Origin of the sequence: Nonomuraea sp. KM90, from assembly GCF_052246675.1 — a bacterium.
Lineage (GTDB): Bacteria > Actinomycetota > Actinomycetes > Streptosporangiales > Streptosporangiaceae > Nonomuraea.
Genome location: NZ_JBQQCB010000049.1, coordinates 35908 through 54363 on the forward strand (window position 1 = coordinate 35908; position 18456 = coordinate 54363).

The window sequence follows — 18456 nt, forward strand, 5'->3', positions numbered from 1 at the left end:
CTGTTTGTACCGGTACAACGCTGACGGGGGCAAATAATAGTGGGCTTCTGGAAGACTATTTTCGGTCTGGCCAGGAAGAGAGCCGTCGGGATCCCCATCGCACTGGCCACGATCGGGCTGGCCCTGGCCGCGTACTTCCTGCTGCCCAGCCGCTACGTGTCCACGGCCTCCATGGTCCTCACCATCCCCGCCACCGGCGGGACGCTGGAGACCGAGCCGTTGCGCAAGCCGGGGCTGACCAATCCGCTGCTGCAGTTCAGCGACGCGCTGCGGACCACGGCCGGCATCCTCATCCTGTCCACGAACACCGAGGACGTGGCCGCCGAGATCGGCGCCCCCGAGGGCGGGCCCACCACCCTGACCATCAACGACGGCCGGACCAATCCGGACCTGCTGAGCATCAGCACCAACGGGCCGTTCATCTACCTGGAGGTGGAGAGCACCTCCCCCGGTACGGTCCAGGAGGTCATGATCAAGGCGCAGCGCCGGGTGCGGGTGGAGCTGGCCACCTGGCAGACCGCTCTGGGCGCGCCGATCAGCACGCACATCGGCATCCTCGACGTGATGCCCGCCTCCGTGCCCAAACTCGTCATCCAGGACCGGCTGATGGCGACGGCGGGCGGCGGGCTGCTCGGCGTGGTCGGCGGGTTCGGCGTGGCCTACGGGTACCAGCGGCTGCGAGCGATCCGCGAGGCCACCGGCGAGCCGGACGGGCAGCCCGCGCCCGTGCTCGACCCCGTGCTCGACCCCGTGCTCGAAGCGACGCCGGAGCCTGAATCGACGCCCGAGCCGGTGGCCGTCAGCGCGCCCGACCTCGACGCGGATCCCATGCAGGGGACGCTGGTCAAGTTCGGCCACGGGCCGGTGCGCAAGGGCGAGGCGGGCAAGGCCGTCGAGGAGCCCGCGCGCGTGGCCGAAGCGGTCGTGGGCAACGGTGTCAAGGCGCCGCTGGGGACGCTGGCGGAGTTCCCGCCGGACAGCCCGGAGCTGGGCGACGCGGACACCCAGACCTTCCCGGCCATCAAGCCGGACGACGATCAGCCGGACCCGGCCACCTGAGCGCAGCGGCGGATGGCGGCAGTCCTGGCCTCCATTGGCGTGTGCGACTTGGCGGAGATCATCATGCCGACCGCCTCGGGCGGCAGGCGGTCGGCGAAGGCGAGGGCGCCGGCCTGGTCCAGCGGGTTGGTGTCCCACATGAAGTGGCAGAGCGTGTTGTTGACCGGGGCCGGGGTCTCCAGCAGCTCGTCCGCGTACACGCCGTAGCAGATGAACTCCGAGACCTGCAGGTGCGCGGCGAAGGCGTCGATCCAGGGCCGGCCGGTGGCCGAGGCGATCCGCTGCTGCATCGCCCTGACGACGGCCGGGTCCCAGCACGCCAGCGAGCTGACGTAGTCGGGCTTCGGCAGCGCGGGTGAGGCCGGCAGGCCGAGCAGTTCGCGGGCGACCCGGTGCCAGGTGACGTGGTCGGGCATGCCCTCGTGCACCCCGTCGCCGACCCGGTACAGGCAGACCTGGCCGTCCCGTAGGAACAGGTCGGGGGTGGCCGGGCGGACCAGGACCACGTCGGAGTCGGCCACCAGCACCACCTTCGACTCCAGCCGCGCGGCGACGGCCATCTTGGCCACCTGCTGCATGATCCAGCCGCGCAGCGGCGGCCACGGCCGGGCCGCGTTGACCCACAGCCCGACGCCGGGCAGCCGGAGGACGCGGCGGGGCAGGATCTCCGGATACGTCCAGATCCGGCACCGCGGCCCGGCGTAGCCGGCGAACAGCGCCCGGTCGGACGGCGAGATCACCACGTGGTGCACGGTGTCGTCGGAGGTGAACTCCAGGACGGATCGGTGCAGGTGAGCGAAGAGTTCGGCGTCGGGTCCGTACGTGGGCGTAACGACGGCCAAAGAACTCATGAAGACGGTCTCCAGTTTCCCCCGCGCAGCGCGATGCGCCTTCTGACCTCCTTATCGTGATGGTTTGGGTGGTGTTACAGGGATTTATGTAACGCTCCACCCCGCTCCGCACGACATGTATGAGGCGGGAAGAACGTGGAGGGCGCGTGGATTTCTGGGGGACCATCCTCGTCCTGATCCGGCGATGGTACGTCGCGGTGCCGGCCTTTCTGCTGGCCATGGGCGCGGCGTTCTTCGCCTACTCCACGATCCCCATCACCTACAGCACCGAGGCGGTGCTCGTCCTGACCGCGCCCACCAGCGGCGGCGTCACGCCGGGCGACCCGGACGCGCCGATTCCCCGGGTGAACCCGCTGCTGAACTTCGAACACGGGCTGAGCGTGGCCTCCTCGATGCTGATCAGCGTCATGAGCACCCCCGACATGGTGGCCGAGATGGGCGTCAAGGTCGACGGCGATCCCGCGTACGCGGTCACCAACGGCACCAACAACCTGGAGTCGCTGGCCACGGGCCCGCTGGTGTTCGTCAAGGGCGAGAGCACCCGGCCGGAGGCGGCCACCGCCATCGCGCTGAAGGTCATGGACCGGGTGGCGAAGGAGCTGGAGCTGCGCCAGAAGCAGGTGCACGCGCCCGCGGAGACGTTCATCACGATCAGGGCGGCCGTGCCGCCGACCACGCCGACCCCGCAGTACGGCAGGAAGCTGCGCTCGTCGGCGGCCGCGCTCGGCCTGGGGGCGATCGGCGCGCTGTGCGCCGCCTTCGCCGCCGACAACCTGGCGGGCCCGCTGCGCGCCTACCGGGCCCGCAGACCCCGGCGCGGACGGCCGGGGGACACCGCCGAGCCGCAGGCCGGGGAACTGGCCACGGCCGAGCGGGGGACGTGACCGGTGGCGCTCAAGCTGCCCGGCAGGAGCCTGCCCGCGCTCGCCGACGCCCCCGCGCCGGGACGCGCCGACGGCGCGACCGTCGCGGCGGTGTTCGCCGTGGTGCTGATGATCGTGCCCGCCCGGCTGGTGCTCAGGCTGCTCCCGCTCTCCCTCACCCCCGCCAACATCGTGAGCCTGGGGGCGGCGCTGCTGTGGTTGTGCGCACAGCTCACGCTCACGCTGGGGGTGGCCAAGGGACGCACGCCCGTACGCACGGCGCTGTTCGCCTACTTCACCGCCATGGTGGCCACCTACGGCTTCACCACCGCGGGATTCCTGGAGTCCGACGAGCTGAACATGGCCGACCACGCCTTCGTGCTGATCATCGCCTCGGTCGGCATCGGGCTCACGGTCTGCGACGGGGTCCGCGGGTTCCGCCGCCTGGACTTCCTGCTCAAGACCGTCGTGGTCGCCGGCACGGTCATGTCGCTGATCGGGGCCTTCCAGTTCCTGTTCTCCATCGACCTGACGACGTACCTGGAACTGCCGATCCTCCGCTACACCAGCGAGGACACCTTCGTCCTCGAACGCGCGGAGCTGCGCCGGGTGGCCGCCACCGCCGGCCACCCCATCGAGTTCGGCGTCACCTGCGCCATGATCCTGCCGCTGGGCGTGCACCTGGCCACGAAGGCGCGCCTGCGGGGGCAGCCCGCGCTGCGCTGGTGGGTGTGCACGCTGCTGATCGGGTGCGGGCTCATGTTCTCGGTGTCGCGCTCGGCCATGCTGAGCCTGGCGGTGGTCGGCGCGGTGCTGTTCGCCGGCTGGCCGGCGCGGCGCCGCGTGCAGGCGCTGATCGTGGCCGCCGGCTTCCTCGTGGTCATCAGGTTGGCCGCGCCCGGCCTGATCAACGCCATTCTGGGGTTGTTCACCAACCTGGGCTACGACCCGAGCATCCAGTACAGGACGCACGACTACGCGGTCGCCTCCCAGGAGATCGGCCGGCACTTCTGGCTCGGCCGCGGCATGGGCACCTGGTACGCCCCCAAGCACCAGATCTTCGACAACCAGTACATCCTGTCCATGGTGGAGACCGGGCTGTTCGGCACCCTGACCTTCGCCGGGCTCTTCGTGGTCGCCTTCTACTCGGCGCTCAAGGCCAGATACCTGAGCGCCGACCCCGGTGTCCGCGACCTCGGGCTCACCATCGCCGCCTGCCTGGTCGTGCCCCTCGTCGGGTCGTTCACCTTCGACCTGATCGCGTTCGCGACGGCGACCGGGCTGTCGTTCCTCCTGGTCGGCGCGGCCGGAGCGCTGTTGCGGGCCGCGCGGGCCGAGCAGGTCAGCCCGAACCCAGCCGGCGGCACAGCTCCGCCCACGAGCCCGCCGCCAGATCCCGCGCGCTGACCCCGGCGGCGGGCAGCGGCCAGTCGACCCCCAGATCGGGATCGTCGTAGCGCACCGACAGGTCCTCGGCGGGATCGTGCGCGCGGTCGATGCGGTAGCAGGTGTCGACGGGGTCGGTGAGCGACTGGAAGCCGTGCAGCAGCCCCGGCGGGACGTAGAGGGTGACGAAGCTCTCGTCGTCGAGCGTCACCGCCATCGTCTTGCCGAACGTGGGAGAGCCGGGCCTGGCGTCCACCAGGACGTCGTACATGGCGCCGCGGGCGCACCTGACGAGCTTGGCCTCACCCCGCCCCGAGCGGCCGTGCAGGCCGCGGACGACACCGCGGCGCGAGCGGGACTGGCTGTCCTGGATGAAGGACTCGGGCGTCAGGCCCGCCTCCCTGGCGACGGCGGTGTCGAAGGTGCGCGTGAACAGCCCGCGGTCGTCGCGATGGGGGGACGGCACGAACAGCAGCACCCCGTCGAGCGCGCCATGCTCTACTCTCATGCCCCCTATATATTCCATGCCGAGCCATCAAATAGGGCGTTTTCTCAGCGTCTTTCACTGTTAACCCCAGCGGACGTAACAAGCCTCCTATATCGCCCGATTACCCGTTGGAACAGGGGCATTCGAGCGATCGGAAGCTGGGGGCGATCGTATTTCCGCGGATCATGCCGTGCCCTCGGCTGCTTCGGCCCGGGTACGGGTCGGCGCGATCGACGTGATGGTGATCACGGAGACGGAGCTGGCCGAGACAGTGGCGGCCGGCTGGCGGGCCGGTCAGGGCGGTTGGATCGTGACAGCCAACGTCGACATCGTCCGCGCGGCCACCCGCGATCCCGAGCTCGCCGCGCTGGTCGCCCAGGCCCAGGTGGTGGTGGCCGACGGGATGCCCGTGGTGTGGGCCGGCCGGCTGGCGGGCGCGGCCATCCGGGAGCGGGTGACCGGCGCCTCCCTCGTGTTCACCCTGTCGGAGCGGGCCGCGGCGGAGGGCCGCTCCGTGTTCCTGCTCGGCGGCGACGAGGGCGTGCCCGAGGAGGCGGGGCGCGTGCTGGCGGAGCGGTATCCGGGCCTGCGGGTGGCGGGCGCGTACTCGCCTCCGTACGGGTTCGACGCCGACCCGCAGCACCTGCGGGAGGTCGCCGAGCGCGTGAGTGCCACCGCGCCCGACCTCGTGCTCGTCGGCCTCGGTTTCCCCAAGCAGGAACGGATGATCGCGACGCTGCGCGCGCGGCTGCCGGCCGCCTGGCACCTGGGGTGCGGAGCGGGCATCCCGATGGCCGCCGGCCAGTTCAACCGTGCCCCGGCGCTCCTGCAGCGCACCGGCGGCGAGTGGCTGCACAGGCTCGCGCTCGAACCGCGCCGCCTGGCCCGCCGCTACCTGGTCCACGACATGCCCTTCGCCCTGCGCCTGCTGGTCCAGAGCCTGCGCATCCGCCTGCGGGAAAGGTGAACGATGCTAGCGGTAGTGATCGTCACGTATCACAGCGCCGAGGTGGTCGCCGACTGCCTGAAGTCGGTCCGGCTGGCCCTGCGTGACCAGGGTCCGGCCCGGGTCATCGTGGTCGACAACGCCTCGGCCGACGACACGGTCAAGCTGGTACGCCAGGTCGACCCGGCCGCCGAGATCGTCCAGTTGGAACGTAACAGCGGCTTCGCGGCCGGGGTGAACGCCGGCATCGCGGCGGCGGCGGGCTGCGACGTGCTGGTGCTCAACCCGGACATCCGGCTCGACCTCGACGCCGTCGCCCGGCTGCGGGAGACGCTGGCCGTACCGGGGACCGGCATCGCCGTGCCCGAGCTCACCGGCGAGGACGGCAGCCTGGACCTCTCGCTGCGCCGGCGGCCCACCGTGCTCAGAGCCGTCGGCGAGGCCCTGCTCGGCGGCCCGCGGGCGGGCCGGTTCGCCCCCTTGGGGGAGCTGGTGGTGGATCGCTCGCGCTACGCCCGCGAGGGCACGGCCGACTGGGCCACGGGAGCCGCGTGGCTGATCTCCTGTGACTGCCTGGACGCGCTCGGCCCCATGGACGAGCGGTACTTCCTGTACTCGGAGGAGACCGAGTACATGCTCCGGGCCGGGGATCGCGGCTTCGCCGTCCGCTACCAGCCCCGGGCGCGGGTGGTGCACCTCGGCGGCGCGCAGCAGACGTCGGGCACGTTGTGGGCGCTGTCGGCGGCCAACCGGGTCCGGCTGCACCGTGAGCGGCACGGGAGGGTCCCAGGGCTGGCCATGCGCGCGGCGGTGCTGCTCAACGAGGGGCTGCGGGCGCTGGCCAAGGGTCGCGTACGCGGCCACCGGCACCGGCTGGCGCTGCGTGCCCTGCTCACCCTGCCGCGGTGGCCGGCCACGCCGACCACGCCCGCCACGCCGACCACGCCGGCGCCGCCCGGCTACGTCTGCTTCTCCGCCCAGGACTGGTGGTACCACAACCGGGCCCACTCCGACTTCCAGCTCATGCGCTCGGTGGCCGGGCGGCGGAAGGTGCTGGTGGTCAACAGCATCGGCATGCGCATGCCGACGCCGGGCAGGACGACCCAGCCGCTGCGCCGGATCGGTCGCAAGCTGCGCAGCGTGGCCAAGTTCGTCCGCAGGCCGATGCCCGACTTCTACGTCATGTCCCCGCTGCCGCTGCCCTTCTACGGCTCGCCCCTGTTACGGCGGGTCAACGCCGTGCTCGTACGCGCCCAGGTACGCGTCGTGTGCCGGGCGATCGGGCTGACCGAACCCGTGATCATGGTGACCATCCCCACCGCCTGGGACGTGGTCCGGCCGATGCGCAGGCGGGCGCTGCTGTTCAACCGGTCGGACCGGCACTCCGCGTTCCCCGAGTCGGACACCGGGACGATCCAGGAGCTGGAGGAGGCCCTGCTGCGCCGCGCCGACCACGTGCTCTACGTCAGCGGGGCGCTGATGGCCGAGGAGCGCCACCTCACCGGAGACCGGGCCCACTTCCTCGACCACGGCGTCGACCTGGAGCACTTCACCAGGAGGGACCGGCTGCCCGCCGACCTGGCGGACGTCCCGGGGCCGCGCGTGGGCTTCTTCGGCGCGCTCGACGACTTCGTGGTGGACTTCGACCTGCTGGAGCGGATCGCGGCGGACCTGCCCGACGTGTCCCTGGTGCTCATCGGCGACGCCACTGCACCGATGGAGCGGCTCACCAAATATCCGAACGTCCACTGGCTGGGCTTCCGGCCCTACGAGGACATCCCGGCGTACGGGTCGGGGTTCGACGTGGCGATCATGCCGTGGCTGGACAACGCGTGGATCCGGCACGCGAACCCGATCAAGCTCAAGGAGTATCTGGCGCTCGGCCTCCCCGTGGTGAGCACGGACTTCGCGGAGCTCGCGAACTATACTGATCGGGTCAGGGCCGTCACCGACCCCGCCGAATTCATCGCGGCCATCCGTTCGATCCTGGACGACGGCGGGCCACGCGAACCCCAAGCGCTGCGCGAGTCCGTGCTCGGCGCGTCGTGGTCATCCCGCGCCGCCGAGCTCATGGCCATGGCCGAAGCGCCGCCAAGCAGAGGCTGAGGAGATTCGATGGGGCGAAAGCTGTCCCTGTTATCCGTGTTCGGCGTCGGGACCCTCGTCCTGGTGCTGGCCTTGCTCTACTTCTATCCCGGCGGGTGGCGTCAGGTCCTGCCGGGTGACGAGCCGACCAGGCCGCCCGGCGGCACGACGGAGCAGCCCGCGACGCCGTCCCGTGGCGCGTCGCTGGAGGCCCTGCCCACGGTGCCGTGGGAGGGCGGGCCCGCCTACTACGGCAAGTTCGGCGGGATGGCGACCGCGGGCTGGACCGACCCCGCGTTCTTCCCCGTCGGCGTCTGGCTGGAGTCGGTCGTCGAGCCCGGGGACGCCGCGGGCGACAAGGCGCTGGGCCTGAACACGTACATGGGCCTGACGAGCACCAGCAGCGCGCAGCGGGTCCGCGAGGGCGGCATGTGGGCGTTCACGGACAAGCCGCTGGACGGCCACGGGGACGAGACGGTCGGCTGGGTGATCGACGACGAGGCCGACATGTGGGCCGGCCCCGGTGACGCGAAATGGACCGGGAACCACCCCGGCGAGGGGCCGCTGTGCGTCCCCGAGGACCAGAGCTGCGGCTACACCGTGCTGACCGAGCAGAAGAAGCGGCTGCCCAAGGACGGCCGCCTGCACTACGCCAACTTCGGCAAGGGCGTCATCATCTGGGAGAACGACCAGCAGGCCGGCCGGTTCGTCAACGACTACACCGACGTCACCTCGGCCGACGTCTACTGGTACACCAGCGAGGGCATCTGCCAGGACGCCAAGAACTACATCAACGTGCCCCTCGACAAGTGCCGGCGGGCGGCCAACTACGGCATGATCATCGAGAAGCTCCGTCGGCTGGACGCCCTCGACAAGCAGTTGCAGCCCGTCTACGCGGTCGTGGAGGTGGGCTGGCCGGGCGTCGACGACAAGCGCACGATCGAGCCGGACGAGCTGGCCGGCGCCGTGATGAGCTCGCTCATCCACGAGGCCCGCGGGATCCTCTACTTCAACCACAACTTCGGCGGGCCCTGCCAGTCGCAGCACGTGCTGCGCGAGCGCTGCGGCGACCGGATCAGGCCGACGGTCGTCGAGCTGAACAAGCGGATCGCCCAGCTCGCCCCCGTGCTCAACACCCAGTCCTACCAGTACGAGTTCGGCAAGGGACTGGACACCATGCTGAAGCGGCACGGGGACGCCCTCTACGTCTTCGCCATGCCGGACCGCGACGCCGAACCGGGCACCCGCCGGCTCACCCTGCCCGCCGGGGTCGAGGCGAGCCAGGCCGAGGTCCTCTTCGAAGGGCGCACGGTCCCCATCGACGGGTCCGGACGCTTCAGCGACTCCTTCGCGGCCGAGCACTCCTACCACATCTACAAGATCCCGCTCTGAGCCTCACGGCACGTGCACCCGCCCGGGGCGCAGCAGCGCGGCCAGGCAGGCCCGGGCGATGGCCCGCCCCGCCAGCGCGCGCACGGCCTGGCCGAGCAGCTGGATCGCGTGGTAGGCGGCGCCCGCCGGCCTGCCCCGGCGCCGCCTGAACAGCCTGACCCGGTTGACCGCGAGCAGGGCGGCCAGGGCGGGGTCCGTGCCGCCGGCGCCGCCGATGTGCTCGATCACCGCGCGGGGCTCGTACCAGGTCGTCCAGCCCAGGTCGGCGGCGCGCAGGCAGTATTCGGTCTCCTCGCTGTAGAGGAAGAACGACTCGTCCCACCGGCCGACCGCGCGCAGCGCGGGCACCGAGATCAGCATCGCCGCCCCCGTGGCCCAGGCGTACGAGGCCGGTCGTTCGTACGCGCGCGGGTCGGTGACCACCTCCCCGATCCGCCCCAGCCGCCCCGCCAGCGTGCCGCCCAGCAGCGCCTCCGCCAGCGCCCGGCCCAGCGTGGGCATCCGCCGCAACGACGGCTGGAGCGAGCCGTCGGGGTTGACCAGCTTGGGCACCGAGATGCCGCGCCCGGGCACGCGCAGCGCCTCGGACAGCGGCGCGATCGAGCCCGGGCGCAGCCGGCAGTCCGGGTTGAGCACGTAGACGGCGTCGAGCGCGTCAAGATCGAGCGCGTCCAGGCCGGCGTTGACGCCCGCGGCGTAGCCGGCGTTCCTGCCCAGGTCGACCGGGATCACGGGCAGTGCCCCGGCCTGCCGGGCGATGGCCGGCCCGGCGTCGGCCGAGGCGTTGTCGGCCACCACGACCGCGGCCAGCTCCACTCCCTCGGCCGCCGCGGGGAGCGAGGCGAGGCAGCCGGCCAGCACGTCGGCGCTGTTGTAGGTGACGATCACCGCGGCGATGCGCATCGGTGCCCGCTATGACGCCTGCTGGGCGTACCAGGCGACCGTGCGCCGCAGCCCGTCCGCCAGCTCGACGGTGGGCCGCCAGCCGATCAGCTCCAGCGCCGGTCCGAGGTCGGCCACCTGCGTGATGTCCAGCGGCCGGTCGGCGACCGCGCCGAAGCCCGGCCGCGCGCCGCCGCCCGCGATCGCGTAGAGGTGCTCGACCAGCTCGCGCACCGAGGTCTTCACCCCGGTGCCCACGTCGATGGACCGCCCGATGGCCCGGTCGTCCTCGGCGGCGGCGACGAAGGCCGTCACCACGTCGTCCACGTAGACCCAGTCGGCCACCTTGGCGCCGCTGGTCAGGCGCGGCTCCTCGCCGCGCAGCAGTGCCAGCGTCACGTACGGCACCAGCTTCGCCGTGTCCCGCTGCGCCGGCCCGTACACCATGGAGGGCCGCAGGACCGTGCACGGCAGTCCCCACAGCCGGTGGTAGAGGTCGGCGTAGCCCGACGCCGCGCTCTTGGCCATCGCGTACGGCGACGGCGCGGCGGCCTGCCCGTTGCCCGGCCGGGGCTCCTCGATCGAGCCCGCCAGCACCATGCGGCATCCGTGCCGCACGGCGGCGGTCAGCAGGTTGACCGTGCTCTGCAGGTTGCCGGCGAGCGTGACCGGGACCACCTGCGGGTCCCTGGCGCCGTTGACCTCGCTGGCCAGGTGGAAGACGACGTCGGGGGCCACCGCGCCGAGCAGCTCGGCCGTCGCCTCCTGGTCACGCAGATCGACCTGGTGCCACCGCACCGCGCCGTCCGCCGCCGGCCTGCGGCTCACCGCGTGGACGTCGGCCTCCAGCGCGGCCAGGCGCGTGACGAGATGCCCGCCGATGAAGCCCGAGGCCCCCGTCACCAGGGCCCGCCTGCCCTTCCATGCCATGAGCACTCCCCCCCGTGGTCACTGGTGCATCCCCTTCCGGCCATGGCCTGTTACACGGACGAATGCAGCAAGTGCGGAAACACGAACGCCGCCGCCCGAACGGGCGGCGGCGTCAGGTGCGCGGGTGAGTCAGCCGATGCGCCAGGTGTCGCCACCCAGCAGCAGCTCCTCCAGGTCGCCGGGACCCTTCTGGGCCACGGCCTCCTCCAGCTGCTCGGCCATGAGCACGTCGTAGGCCGGGCGGTCGACCTGGCGGAAGATGCCGATCGGCACGTGCTCGAACGCCGGCTCGTCGAGCCTGCTGAGCGCGAAGGCCACCGACGGGTCGGGGTTGTGGGCGTCGTGCACGAGGATCTGGTCCTCGCTCACGCCGTCGCGGGCCACGACCTGGATGCCGCCGCTCGGCGCGCGTACGACGGCCTTCGAGGCGCTCACGATCGGCTGCCCGTGCTCCAGCCGCAGCGTGATGTCGTCGCGGACCTCGGGGTCCTTGAGCTGTTCGAAGGCGTTGTCGTTGAAGATGTTGCAGTTCTGGTAGATCTCCACCAGCGACGTGCCGCGGTGCTCGGTCGCCTGGCGCAGCACCGACTGCAGGTGCTTGCGGTCGGAGTCGATGGTCCTGGCCACGAACGACGCCTCGGCGCCGATGGCCAGCGAGATCGGGTTGAACGGCTTGTCCAGCGAGCCCATCGGGGTCGACTTGGTGATCTTGCCGACCTCGGAGGTGGGGGAGTACTGGCCCTTCGTCAGGCCGTAGATCCTGTTGTTGAACAGCAGGATGTTCAGGTTGACGTTGCGGCGCAGCGCGTGGATCAGGTGGTTGCCGCCGATGGACAGCGCGTCGCCGTCACCGGTGATCACCCAGACGCTGAGGTCGGGGCGGGAGGCCGCCAGCCCGGTGGCGATCGCCGGCGCCCGGCCGTGGATGGAGTGGAACCCGTAGGTGTTCAGGTAGTACGGGAACCGCGAGGAGCAGCCGATGCCGGAGACGAACACGATGTTCTCGCGCTTGAGCCCCAGCTCGGGCAGGAAGCTCTGCACCGCGGCCAGGATCGCGTAGTCACCGCACCCCGGGCACCAGCGCACCTCCTGGTCGGACTTGAAGTCCTTGAGGCTCTGCTTCACGTCGGTCTTCGGGATGAGCGACAAGCCCTTCCCGTTCACCAGCTCAGTCACTGTCGATCACGTCCTGGATGACTCCGGCCAGCTCCTCGGCCTTGAACGGGAGCCCGCGCACACGGTTGTAGCTGATCACGTCGACGAGGTATCTCGCGCGCAGCAGCAGGGCGAGCTGGCCGAGGTTGATCTCGGGCAGCAGGACCTTGTCGTAGCGCTTGAGGATCTCGCCGGTGTTGGCGGGCAGCGGGTTGAGGTGGCGCAGGTGGGTCTGGGCGACCTTGCCGCCCTCCCGCCTGATGCGCCGTACGGCCGCGGCGATCGGCCCGTACGTCGAGCCCCAGCCGAGGACGAGCACCCTCGCGTCACCGCTGGGGTCGTCGACCTCCAGGTCGGGCACGTCGATGCCGGCGATCTTGGCGGCCCGCGTGCGGACCATCAAGTCGTGGTTGTTCGGGTCGTAGGAGATGTTGCCGGTGCCGTCGGCCTTCTCGATGCCGCCGATGCGGTGCTCCAGCCCGGGCGTGCCGGGGATGGCCCACGGGCGGGCGAGGGTCTCGGTGTCACGCTTGAAAGGCAGGAACTCGCCGTCCTCGCCGTTGGGCTCAGTCGTGAATTCCTGCGAAATGTCCGGCAAGTCCGAAATCTCGGGCAGGCGCCACGGCTCGGAGCCGTTGGCCAGGTAGCCGTCCGAGAGCAACATGACCGGGGTGCGGTATTTGACGGCGATCCTGGCCGCCTCGACCGCAGCATCGAAGCAGTCGCTCGGCGACATCGGCGCCACGATCGGCACCGGCGACTCGCCGTTGCGGCCGAACATGGCCATCAGCAGGTCGGTCTGCTCGGTCTTGGTGGGCATGCCGGTGCTCGGCCCGGCCCGCTGCACGTCCACGATGATCAAAGGCAGCTCGGTGGTGACCGCCAGGCCGACGGTCTCCGCCTTCAGCGCCACACCCGGGCCACTCGTCGTGGTCACGCCGAGCGCGCCGCCGAACGCGGCCCCCAGCGCCGCGCCGACACCCGCGATCTCGTCCTCCGCCTGGAAGGTGCGGATCCCGAAGCGCTTGTGCTTCGACAGCTCGTGCAGGATGTCGCTGGCCGGGGTGATCGGATATGACCCCAGGAACAGCGGCAGCTTCGACTGCACGGCCGCGGCGATCAATCCGTAGGCCAGCGCCTGGTTGCCGGAGATGTTGCGATAGACGCCCGGTGCCAGCTGCGCGGGCTTGACCTCGTACGAGACCGAGAACGACTCGGTCGTCTCGCCGAAGTTCCAGCCTGCCTGGAAGGCCGCGATGTTGGCCTTGGCGAGGTCGGGCTTCTTGGCGAACTTCTGCTCGAGGAACTTGACGGTCTGCTCGGTCGGCCGGTGGTAGAGCCACGAGAGCAGGCCGAGGGCGAACATGTTCTTCGACCGCTCGGCGTCCTTCTTGGACAGGTCGAAACCTTCGAGGGCCTTCACGGTGAGCGAGGTCAGCGGCACCGCGTGCACCCGCCACTCGCTCAGCGAATCGTCCTCCAGCGGGTTGGCGGTGTAGCCGACCTTCTGGAGGTTGCGCTTGGTGAACTCGTCGATGTTCGCGATGATGTCCGCGCCCCTGGGCAGGTCGCCCAGATTGGCCTTGAGCGCGGCCGGGTTCATGGCCACGAGCACGTTCGGCGCGTCGCCGGGCGTGAGGATGTCGTGGTCGGCGAAGTGGAGCTGGAAGCTCGACACACCGGGCAGGGTCCCTGCGGGCGCGCGGATCTCGGCGGGGAAGTTGGGCAGCGTCGACAGGTCGTTGCCGAACTCCGCCGTGCCCGCGGTGAAGCGGTCGCCGGTGAGCTGCATGCCGTCGCCGGAGTCTCCAGCGAATCTGATGATCACGCGGTCGAGTTGCTGGACCTGCTTTGCCACAGCTCAGTCCTCCTCGACGCGCCAATGCGCGGTTGCAGTAGGCGCGTTCTCTGTATCCATGCTAGATCCTCGAAAGGTCACGCGTTTGCATGCCGCGTAAAGCGGGAAACGCGGTCGGAGTCAGTCAGGGTGAGGTGGGAGAACGACGACACAGCCCGGACGCGAGCCTGCAGAGGTCTACATGCAGGCGGGCGAACAGGACGGTTCGGGTCACGAGCGCCAACTATACGTCCCCCCAGCACGTGCGCTACGTCAGGGGCTGCTTACCCGGCAGCTCGTTCCCTGACCTGTACAGGCGTCCGGCCTGCATCCCCGCAGAGCCGTACAACTCAGGAACGGTGACGAAGCTGTAACCCTTCCCGCGCAACCTTTTGAGGATGTCCGGAACCGCATCCACGGTTTCCCGATGAATGTCATGCATGAGAATGATCGCACCTGGATGCGCTTCACGCACGGCCCGGTTCGCGATGTCGTCCTTCGTGCCCCCGAGTTGGTCCCTCGTGTCCACGTCCCACGTGACCAGGGACAGCCCGAGCCGGCGCGCGACGTCGCGCAACTGCTGGTTCACGGCGCCGTACGGCGGCCGTGCCACCGTCGGCGTCTGCCCGATGGCCGCCGCCACCGCGTTCCCGGTCTTCTCCAGCGAGTCGGCGGCTTTGCTGCTGGCCTGTTTTGACAGGTCCCTATGTGCCCAGCTGTGATTCGCGACCAGGTGGCCTTCCATGCTCATCCGGCGCAGCAGCGCGGGCTGGGCGGCCGCGTTGCTGCCGACCGTGAAGAACGTGGCCCGCGCCCGCTCCTTCGCCAGGCGGTTGAGCAACTCCCCGGTGTACTGCCCCGGCCCGTCGTCGAACGTCAGCGCCACGCACTTGACCCGCGCGCAGTCCACGCTGCCGGCCCGGTTGCTGACGGCGTCGGGGCTGGTCGTGGGGGCGAAATGGGGCCGGTCGCCGGACATCGCGCCCTTGGCCGCCTCCCGTACGCTCTCCTGCGCCTGCCGCCCCAGCCCCGACAGCAGCGGCGCCACCTGCCCGGCCGGCACCGCCACGGCCAGCCGGCCGAGCGAGCACGGCCCGAGCTGGCAGTCGTCGAACTCGACCACGAGGTCCCCGCCGCTGTTGAACGCCATCGAGTCGAACTCGTCCCCGCCCGCTCGCACGATGTCCAGCTCGACCTGGGAGCCGCGCTTCTTGAGCTGCTCCTTGACCAGCGTCGCGAGCCGTTCGAGCGCCGCCTCGCCGGACAGCAGCCCGGTGGAGTCGACGGCCTTGCCCTTGTGGGGGTCGAACCAGTAGGTACGCGTGGAGTTGCCCCAATTGTCGCCCAGGAACTGGCCGGTGCGCAGCCGTACCCCGATGGCCTGCGGCGACGCGGCGGCGAGTTGCCAGTCCACGTTCAGTTCGGGGCGGGGGTACACGGGCTCGTCACCCGTTGTGTAGGCGCGGAAGTCGCGGAGCTGCCGCTCGGCCTGTTCCTGCAGGGCCTCGTTGAGCGCGGGGGCGGTGGCCAGGTCCGGATAGTTGATGTACACGTACCGGCTGCTGGTGGAGTCGCCTTCGGTCAGCGTCCTGGTGGACAGACCGACGATGGTCGCCGGGTCGACGAAGTCGATCATCGTCGGCTCTGCCGGGACCATGACGTCCCTCTCGTTGGAGGCGGCGGCCAGGCCGCATCCGGAGGCCGAGAGGGCCAGCAGAGCGATTCCGGAGAAGAATCGCGATTTGCGCATGCTTGTCAGGGTATGGGGTTGATCTTACTATTTACCCCGATTTTTGACGATAGGTCCAGAGGCTTTGACCGGGCTGGGTACTTACCGGGGGTTGACGCTGTTCCTGGGTTACCATCCCCTCATGGACGGCTACTTCGGGTCCTACGTGCTCGTCGCCGCGCTGCTCGCCATCGGTGTCGCCATCGTGGCCGGAGCCATGTTCGCCAACCGTCTCCTCCGCCCCAACAGGCCCACGGCCGAGAAGCTGACCACGTACGAGTGCGGGGTCGACCCCATCGGCGACGGCTGGGCGCAGTCGCAGGTCCGCTACTACGTCTTCACGTACCTGTACGTCGTGTTCGCCGTGGACGCCGTCTTCCTGTTCCCCTGGGCCACCGTCTTCGACGCGCCCGGCTACGGGCTGACGACTCTGGTCGAGATGTTCGTCTTCCTCGGCTTCATCGCGCTGGGCATCGTCTACGCCTGGCGCAAGCGGGTCCTGAGCTGGACCTGAGATCGTCACCCGCTGGCCCGATCACAGCACCGGCTCGTCCGCGACCCAGGGCGTACCCGGCCTTGAGGCACTCGTTCACAGCTCGCTGTGGACGGCACGGCGCTGCGCGCGCACGTTGACGGCCTCCCCGACCCACCCGTGGGGATTGCCCGAGCCGCGGAACCACCACGCAACCCCCAGATCCCCCCAGATACCACCGACGCCACGTCCTCCCCAGGAAGATTCCTTTGCGTGACCTGTGATCCGCGCAAGAATGGCCATATGGCAGCAACGGATCTCCCGATGCCCACCGTGGGCCCGATCTCGCGGTTGGCCCCCAAACCCATGCGCTTCGTGCTCAACTGGGGTCGCCGCTACTCGCTGTGGGTGTTCAACTTCGGGCTGGCCTGCTGCGCCATCGAGTTCATCGCGACCTCGACGAGCCGCCACGACTTCATCCGCTTCGGCGTGATCCCGTTCGCGAACGGCCCGAGGCAGGCCGACCTCATGATCGTCTCAGGGACGGTCACCGACAAGATGGCCCCGGCCGTGAAGCGCCTCTACGAGCAGATGCCCGACCCCAAATACGTGATCTCGTTCGGCGCCTGCTCCAACACCGGCGGCCCCTACTGGGACTCCTACTGCGTCACCAACGGCGTGGACCAGATCATTCCCGTCGACGTCTACGTCCCCGGCTGCCCGCCCAGACCGGAGGCTCTCCTGTACGGCATCACGAAGCTCCAGGAGAAGATCGCGGGAGAGAAGCTCAGCGACCGCTACGTCTGGTCCCGCTCGCACACGCAGTCGCAGCCGGAGGAGGCGTGAGCGGGATCGCCGAGCGGTTCGGCGACCGCGCCCAGATCTCCGAGTCGTACGGCGACACCACCGTCGACGTCGCGCCCGCCGACTGGATCGAGCTGCTCACCTACGCCCGCGACGACCTCGGCCACGCCTTCTTCGACTGGCTGACCGGCGTCGACGACCCGCCGGACGCCTTCCTCGTCGTGGCCCACGTCTACAACCCGGTCGCCGGTCGCCGCCTGCTCCTCCGCACCCGCGTGCCCCGCGAGAACCCGCACCTGCCCACCGCCGTGGGCGTCTACCGGGGGGCGAACTGGCACGAGCGCGAGACGTACGAGATGTTCGGCGTGATCTTCGACGGCCACCCCTACCTCGTCCCGCTCCTCCTGCCCGACGGCTTCGAAGGCCACCCGCTGCGCAAGGACTTCATCCTGGCGGCGCGCGTGGCCAAGGCGTGGCCCGGGGCCAAGGAGCCCGGCGAGTCCGGACACGGTGCCCCGAGCCGCCGCAAGACGCTTCCGCCAGGAGTTCCAGCCGACTGGGGGCCACCCGATGCTTGAAGTGGTGCTGAGCTTCGTCGTCATCCTCGTCGTGTTCCTGGTGCTGCCCCTGATCGTGGGCCAGACGGAGCACAAGGTCATGGCCCACATGCAGTCGCGCCTCGGCCCGATGTACGCGGGCGGCTTCCACGGCTGGGCGCAGCTCATCGCCGACGGGGTGAAGTTCGCCCAGAAGGAGGACGTCATCCCGGCCGCGGCCGACCGCCGCATCTTCATGATCGCCCCTGGTGTGGCGCTCGTCCCGTACCTGGTCGTGCTGATCGCCATCCCCATCGACCGCGGCCTCGTCGCCGTCGACCTCGAGCTCGGCCTCTTCTTCGTGCTCGCCGTCATGGGCATCGGCGTCCTCGGCTCGATCATGGCGGGCTGGGCCTCGGCCAACAAATACTCGGTCCTCGGCGGGATGCGCTCGGCGGCCCAGCTCATGTCGTACGAACTGCCCCTCGTCCTGGCCGCCGCATCGGTCGCCATGGCGGCCGGCACGCTCTCGATCCCGGGCATCGTCGAGGCCTGGCAGTGGTGGTGGCTGCCGTGGCAGGCCGTCGGCGGCATCGTGTTCTTCCTGGCCGGCCTGGCCGAACTCCGCCGCCCCCCGTTCGACATGCCGATCGCCGAGTCCGAGATCATCATGGGCCCGATGACCGAGTACACCGGCATGCGCTTCGCGCTCTTCATGCTCTCCGAGTACGTCGGGATCGTCGTCCTGTCCTTCCTGACCACCGTCCTGTTCCTGGGCGGCTGGCACGGCCCGTTCCTGCCCGGCTGGCTGTGGACCCTGCTGAAGGTCTTCCTGCTGGCGTTCGTCGTGATCTGGCTGCGCGTCACCTTCCCCCGGCTCCGTGAGGACCAGCTCCAGAAACTCGCCTGGGCAGTCCTCGTCCCCCTGGCCCTCGCCCAACTGGCCCTCACCGGCGTGGTCAGGGTCCTCATCTGACCGAAACCACCCGACGTTCCCCTTTGGGGTCGTTGCGCTGGATGCGCACCCCGCCCACGGGCCGCG

18 protein-coding genes are annotated in these 18456 nt (G+C 70.2%); 10 read left to right on the top strand and 8 right to left on the bottom strand.

All coding sequences use genetic code 11. The annotated features are described in order from the left end of the window. The first annotated feature begins 39 nt into the window (after positions 1-39). Positions 40-1059 (top strand): hypothetical protein, encoded by a 1020-nt coding sequence (locus tag ACTWPW_RS35405; RefSeq protein WP_443171186.1) that lies wholly within the window; start codon positions 40-42, stop codon positions 1057-1059. On the opposite strand, the gene ACTWPW_RS35410 is transcribed toward ACTWPW_RS35405, so the two are convergent. After that, positions 1038-1910: a DUF6492 family protein gene (locus tag ACTWPW_RS35410; RefSeq protein WP_443171187.1), complete on the bottom strand. Its 873-nt coding sequence runs from the start codon at positions 1908-1910 to the stop codon at positions 1038-1040. The two genes, ACTWPW_RS35405 and ACTWPW_RS35410, sit on opposite strands and share 22 nt — an antisense overlap. A gap of 146 nt (positions 1911-2056) precedes the next feature. Here ACTWPW_RS35410 and ACTWPW_RS35415 point away from each other — a divergent pair, with 146 nt between their 5' ends. Then, positions 2057-2794, top strand: a complete 738-nt coding sequence (locus tag ACTWPW_RS35415; RefSeq protein ID WP_443171188.1) for a hypothetical protein — start codon at positions 2057-2059, stop codon at positions 2792-2794. Positions 2795-2797: 3 nt separating this feature from the next. Beyond that, on the top strand, positions 2798-4180 hold the full coding sequence (locus ACTWPW_RS35420; RefSeq protein WP_375114598.1) for an O-antigen ligase family protein: 1383 nt from the start codon (positions 2798-2800) through the stop codon (positions 4178-4180). Here ACTWPW_RS35420 and ACTWPW_RS35425 read toward each other — a convergent pair. Continuing rightward, a complete protein-coding gene (locus ACTWPW_RS35425) occupies positions 4116-4667 on the bottom strand; it encodes a dTDP-4-dehydrorhamnose 3,5-epimerase family protein (protein WP_443171189.1) in 552 nt (183 codons plus the stop codon). The two genes, ACTWPW_RS35420 and ACTWPW_RS35425, sit on opposite strands and share 65 nt — an antisense overlap. 169 nt (positions 4668-4836) lie before the next feature. On the opposite strand from ACTWPW_RS35425, the gene ACTWPW_RS35430 reads away from it, so the two are divergent. Genes ACTWPW_RS35430 through ACTWPW_RS35440 form a run of 3 tightly spaced genes read left to right on the top strand, consistent with a single transcriptional unit; the run spans position 4837 to position 9069 of the window. Further along, positions 4837-5613: a WecB/TagA/CpsF family glycosyltransferase gene (locus ACTWPW_RS35430; RefSeq protein ID WP_443171190.1), complete on the top strand. Its 777-nt coding sequence runs from the start codon at positions 4837-4839 to the stop codon at positions 5611-5613. A gap of 3 nt (positions 5614-5616) precedes the next feature. Beyond that, entirely contained in the window at positions 5617-7698 is a 2082-nt protein-coding gene (locus ACTWPW_RS35435; protein WP_443171191.1) for a glycosyltransferase, read from the top strand. A gap of 9 nt (positions 7699-7707) precedes the next feature. Then, complete coding sequence (locus tag ACTWPW_RS35440; RefSeq protein WP_443171192.1) at positions 7708-9069, top strand: hypothetical protein; 1362 nt, start codon at positions 7708-7710, stop codon at positions 9067-9069. A gap of 3 nt (positions 9070-9072) precedes the next feature. Here ACTWPW_RS35440 and ACTWPW_RS35445 read toward each other — a convergent pair whose 3' ends face one another. From ACTWPW_RS35445 to ACTWPW_RS35470, 6 genes are all read right to left on the bottom strand, one after another. Continuing rightward, positions 9073-9972, bottom strand: coding sequence for a glycosyltransferase family 2 protein (locus ACTWPW_RS35445; protein ID WP_443171193.1), 900 nt, complete (start codon positions 9970-9972; stop codon positions 9073-9075). Between the two features lie 9 nt (positions 9973-9981). Next, on the bottom strand, positions 9982-10881 hold the full coding sequence (locus ACTWPW_RS35450) for an NAD-dependent epimerase/dehydratase family protein (protein WP_375114604.1): 900 nt from the start codon (positions 10879-10881) through the stop codon (positions 9982-9984). A 129-nt stretch (positions 10882-11010) separates the two neighbouring features. Then, a complete protein-coding gene (locus tag ACTWPW_RS35455; protein ID WP_443171194.1) occupies positions 11011-12057 on the bottom strand; it encodes a 2-oxoacid:ferredoxin oxidoreductase subunit beta in 1047 nt (348 codons plus the stop codon). Further along, positions 12050-13894 (bottom strand): 2-oxoacid:acceptor oxidoreductase subunit alpha, encoded by a 1845-nt coding sequence (locus ACTWPW_RS35460; RefSeq protein ID WP_375114606.1) that lies wholly within the window; start codon positions 13892-13894, stop codon positions 12050-12052. Before ACTWPW_RS35460 ends, ACTWPW_RS35455 begins: the two co-directional genes overlap by 8 nt. Before the next feature lie 124 nt (positions 13895-14018). Next, positions 14019-14108 carry a putative leader peptide gene (locus tag ACTWPW_RS35465; protein ID WP_311132193.1) on the bottom strand — a complete coding sequence of 30 codons (90 nt, stop codon included), beginning with the start codon at positions 14106-14108 and terminating at the stop codon, positions 14019-14021. Positions 14109-14141: 33 nt separating this feature from the next. Further along, positions 14142-15623: a polysaccharide deacetylase family protein gene (locus ACTWPW_RS35470; protein ID WP_443171195.1), complete on the bottom strand. Its 1482-nt coding sequence runs from the start codon at positions 15621-15623 to the stop codon at positions 14142-14144. A 121-nt stretch (positions 15624-15744) separates the two neighbouring features. On the opposite strand from ACTWPW_RS35470, the gene ACTWPW_RS35475 reads away from it, so the two are divergent. From ACTWPW_RS35475 to nuoH, 4 genes are all read left to right on the top strand, one after another. Continuing rightward, complete coding sequence (locus tag ACTWPW_RS35475) at positions 15745-16116, top strand: NADH-quinone oxidoreductase subunit A (RefSeq protein ID WP_375114608.1); 372 nt, start codon at positions 15745-15747, stop codon at positions 16114-16116. A 261-nt stretch (positions 16117-16377) separates the two neighbouring features. After that, positions 16378-16920, top strand: coding sequence for an NADH-quinone oxidoreductase subunit B (locus ACTWPW_RS35480; RefSeq protein ID WP_443171196.1), 543 nt, complete (start codon positions 16378-16380; stop codon positions 16918-16920). After that, positions 16917-17456: an NADH-quinone oxidoreductase subunit C gene (locus ACTWPW_RS35485; RefSeq protein ID WP_375114609.1), complete on the top strand. Its 540-nt coding sequence runs from the start codon at positions 16917-16919 to the stop codon at positions 17454-17456. The genes ACTWPW_RS35480 and ACTWPW_RS35485 overlap by 4 nt, the downstream gene beginning before the upstream one ends. Next, positions 17449-18390, top strand: a complete 942-nt coding sequence (nuoH, locus tag ACTWPW_RS35490; RefSeq protein WP_443171197.1) for an NADH-quinone oxidoreductase subunit NuoH — start codon at positions 17449-17451, stop codon at positions 18388-18390. The genes ACTWPW_RS35485 and nuoH overlap by 8 nt, the downstream gene beginning before the upstream one ends. Positions 18391-18456 lie beyond the last annotated feature (66 nt).

Bases quoted from the DNA above. Each gene is read 5' to 3' on its own strand.
- ACTWPW_RS35470 (WP_443171195.1), bottom strand. From the start codon at position 15,623: ATGCGCAAATCGCGATTCTTCTCCGGAATCGCTCTGCTGGCCCTCTCG.
- ACTWPW_RS35410 (WP_443171187.1), bottom strand. From the start codon at position 1,910: ATGAGTTCTTTGGCCGTCGTTACGCCCACGTACGGACCCGACGCCGAA.
- ACTWPW_RS35425 (WP_443171189.1), bottom strand. From the start codon at position 4,667: ATGAGAGTAGAGCATGGCGCGCTCGACGGGGTGCTGCTGTTCGTGCCG.
- ACTWPW_RS35450 (WP_375114604.1), bottom strand. From the start codon at position 10,881: ATGGCATGGAAGGGCAGGCGGGCCCTGGTGACGGGGGCCTCGGGCTTC.
- ACTWPW_RS35440 (WP_443171192.1), top strand. From the start codon at position 7,708: ATGGGGCGAAAGCTGTCCCTGTTATCCGTGTTCGGCGTCGGGACCCTC.
- ACTWPW_RS35480 (WP_443171196.1), top strand. From the start codon at position 16,378: ATGGCAGCAACGGATCTCCCGATGCCCACCGTGGGCCCGATCTCGCGG.
- ACTWPW_RS35475 (WP_375114608.1), top strand. From the start codon at position 15,745: ATGGACGGCTACTTCGGGTCCTACGTGCTCGTCGCCGCGCTGCTCGCC.
- nuoH (WP_443171197.1), top strand. From the start codon at position 17,449: ATGCTTGAAGTGGTGCTGAGCTTCGTCGTCATCCTCGTCGTGTTCCTG.
- ACTWPW_RS35445 (WP_443171193.1), bottom strand. From the start codon at position 9,972: ATGCGCATCGCCGCGGTGATCGTCACCTACAACAGCGCCGACGTGCTG.
- ACTWPW_RS35435 (WP_443171191.1), top strand. From the start codon at position 5,617: ATGCTAGCGGTAGTGATCGTCACGTATCACAGCGCCGAGGTGGTCGCC.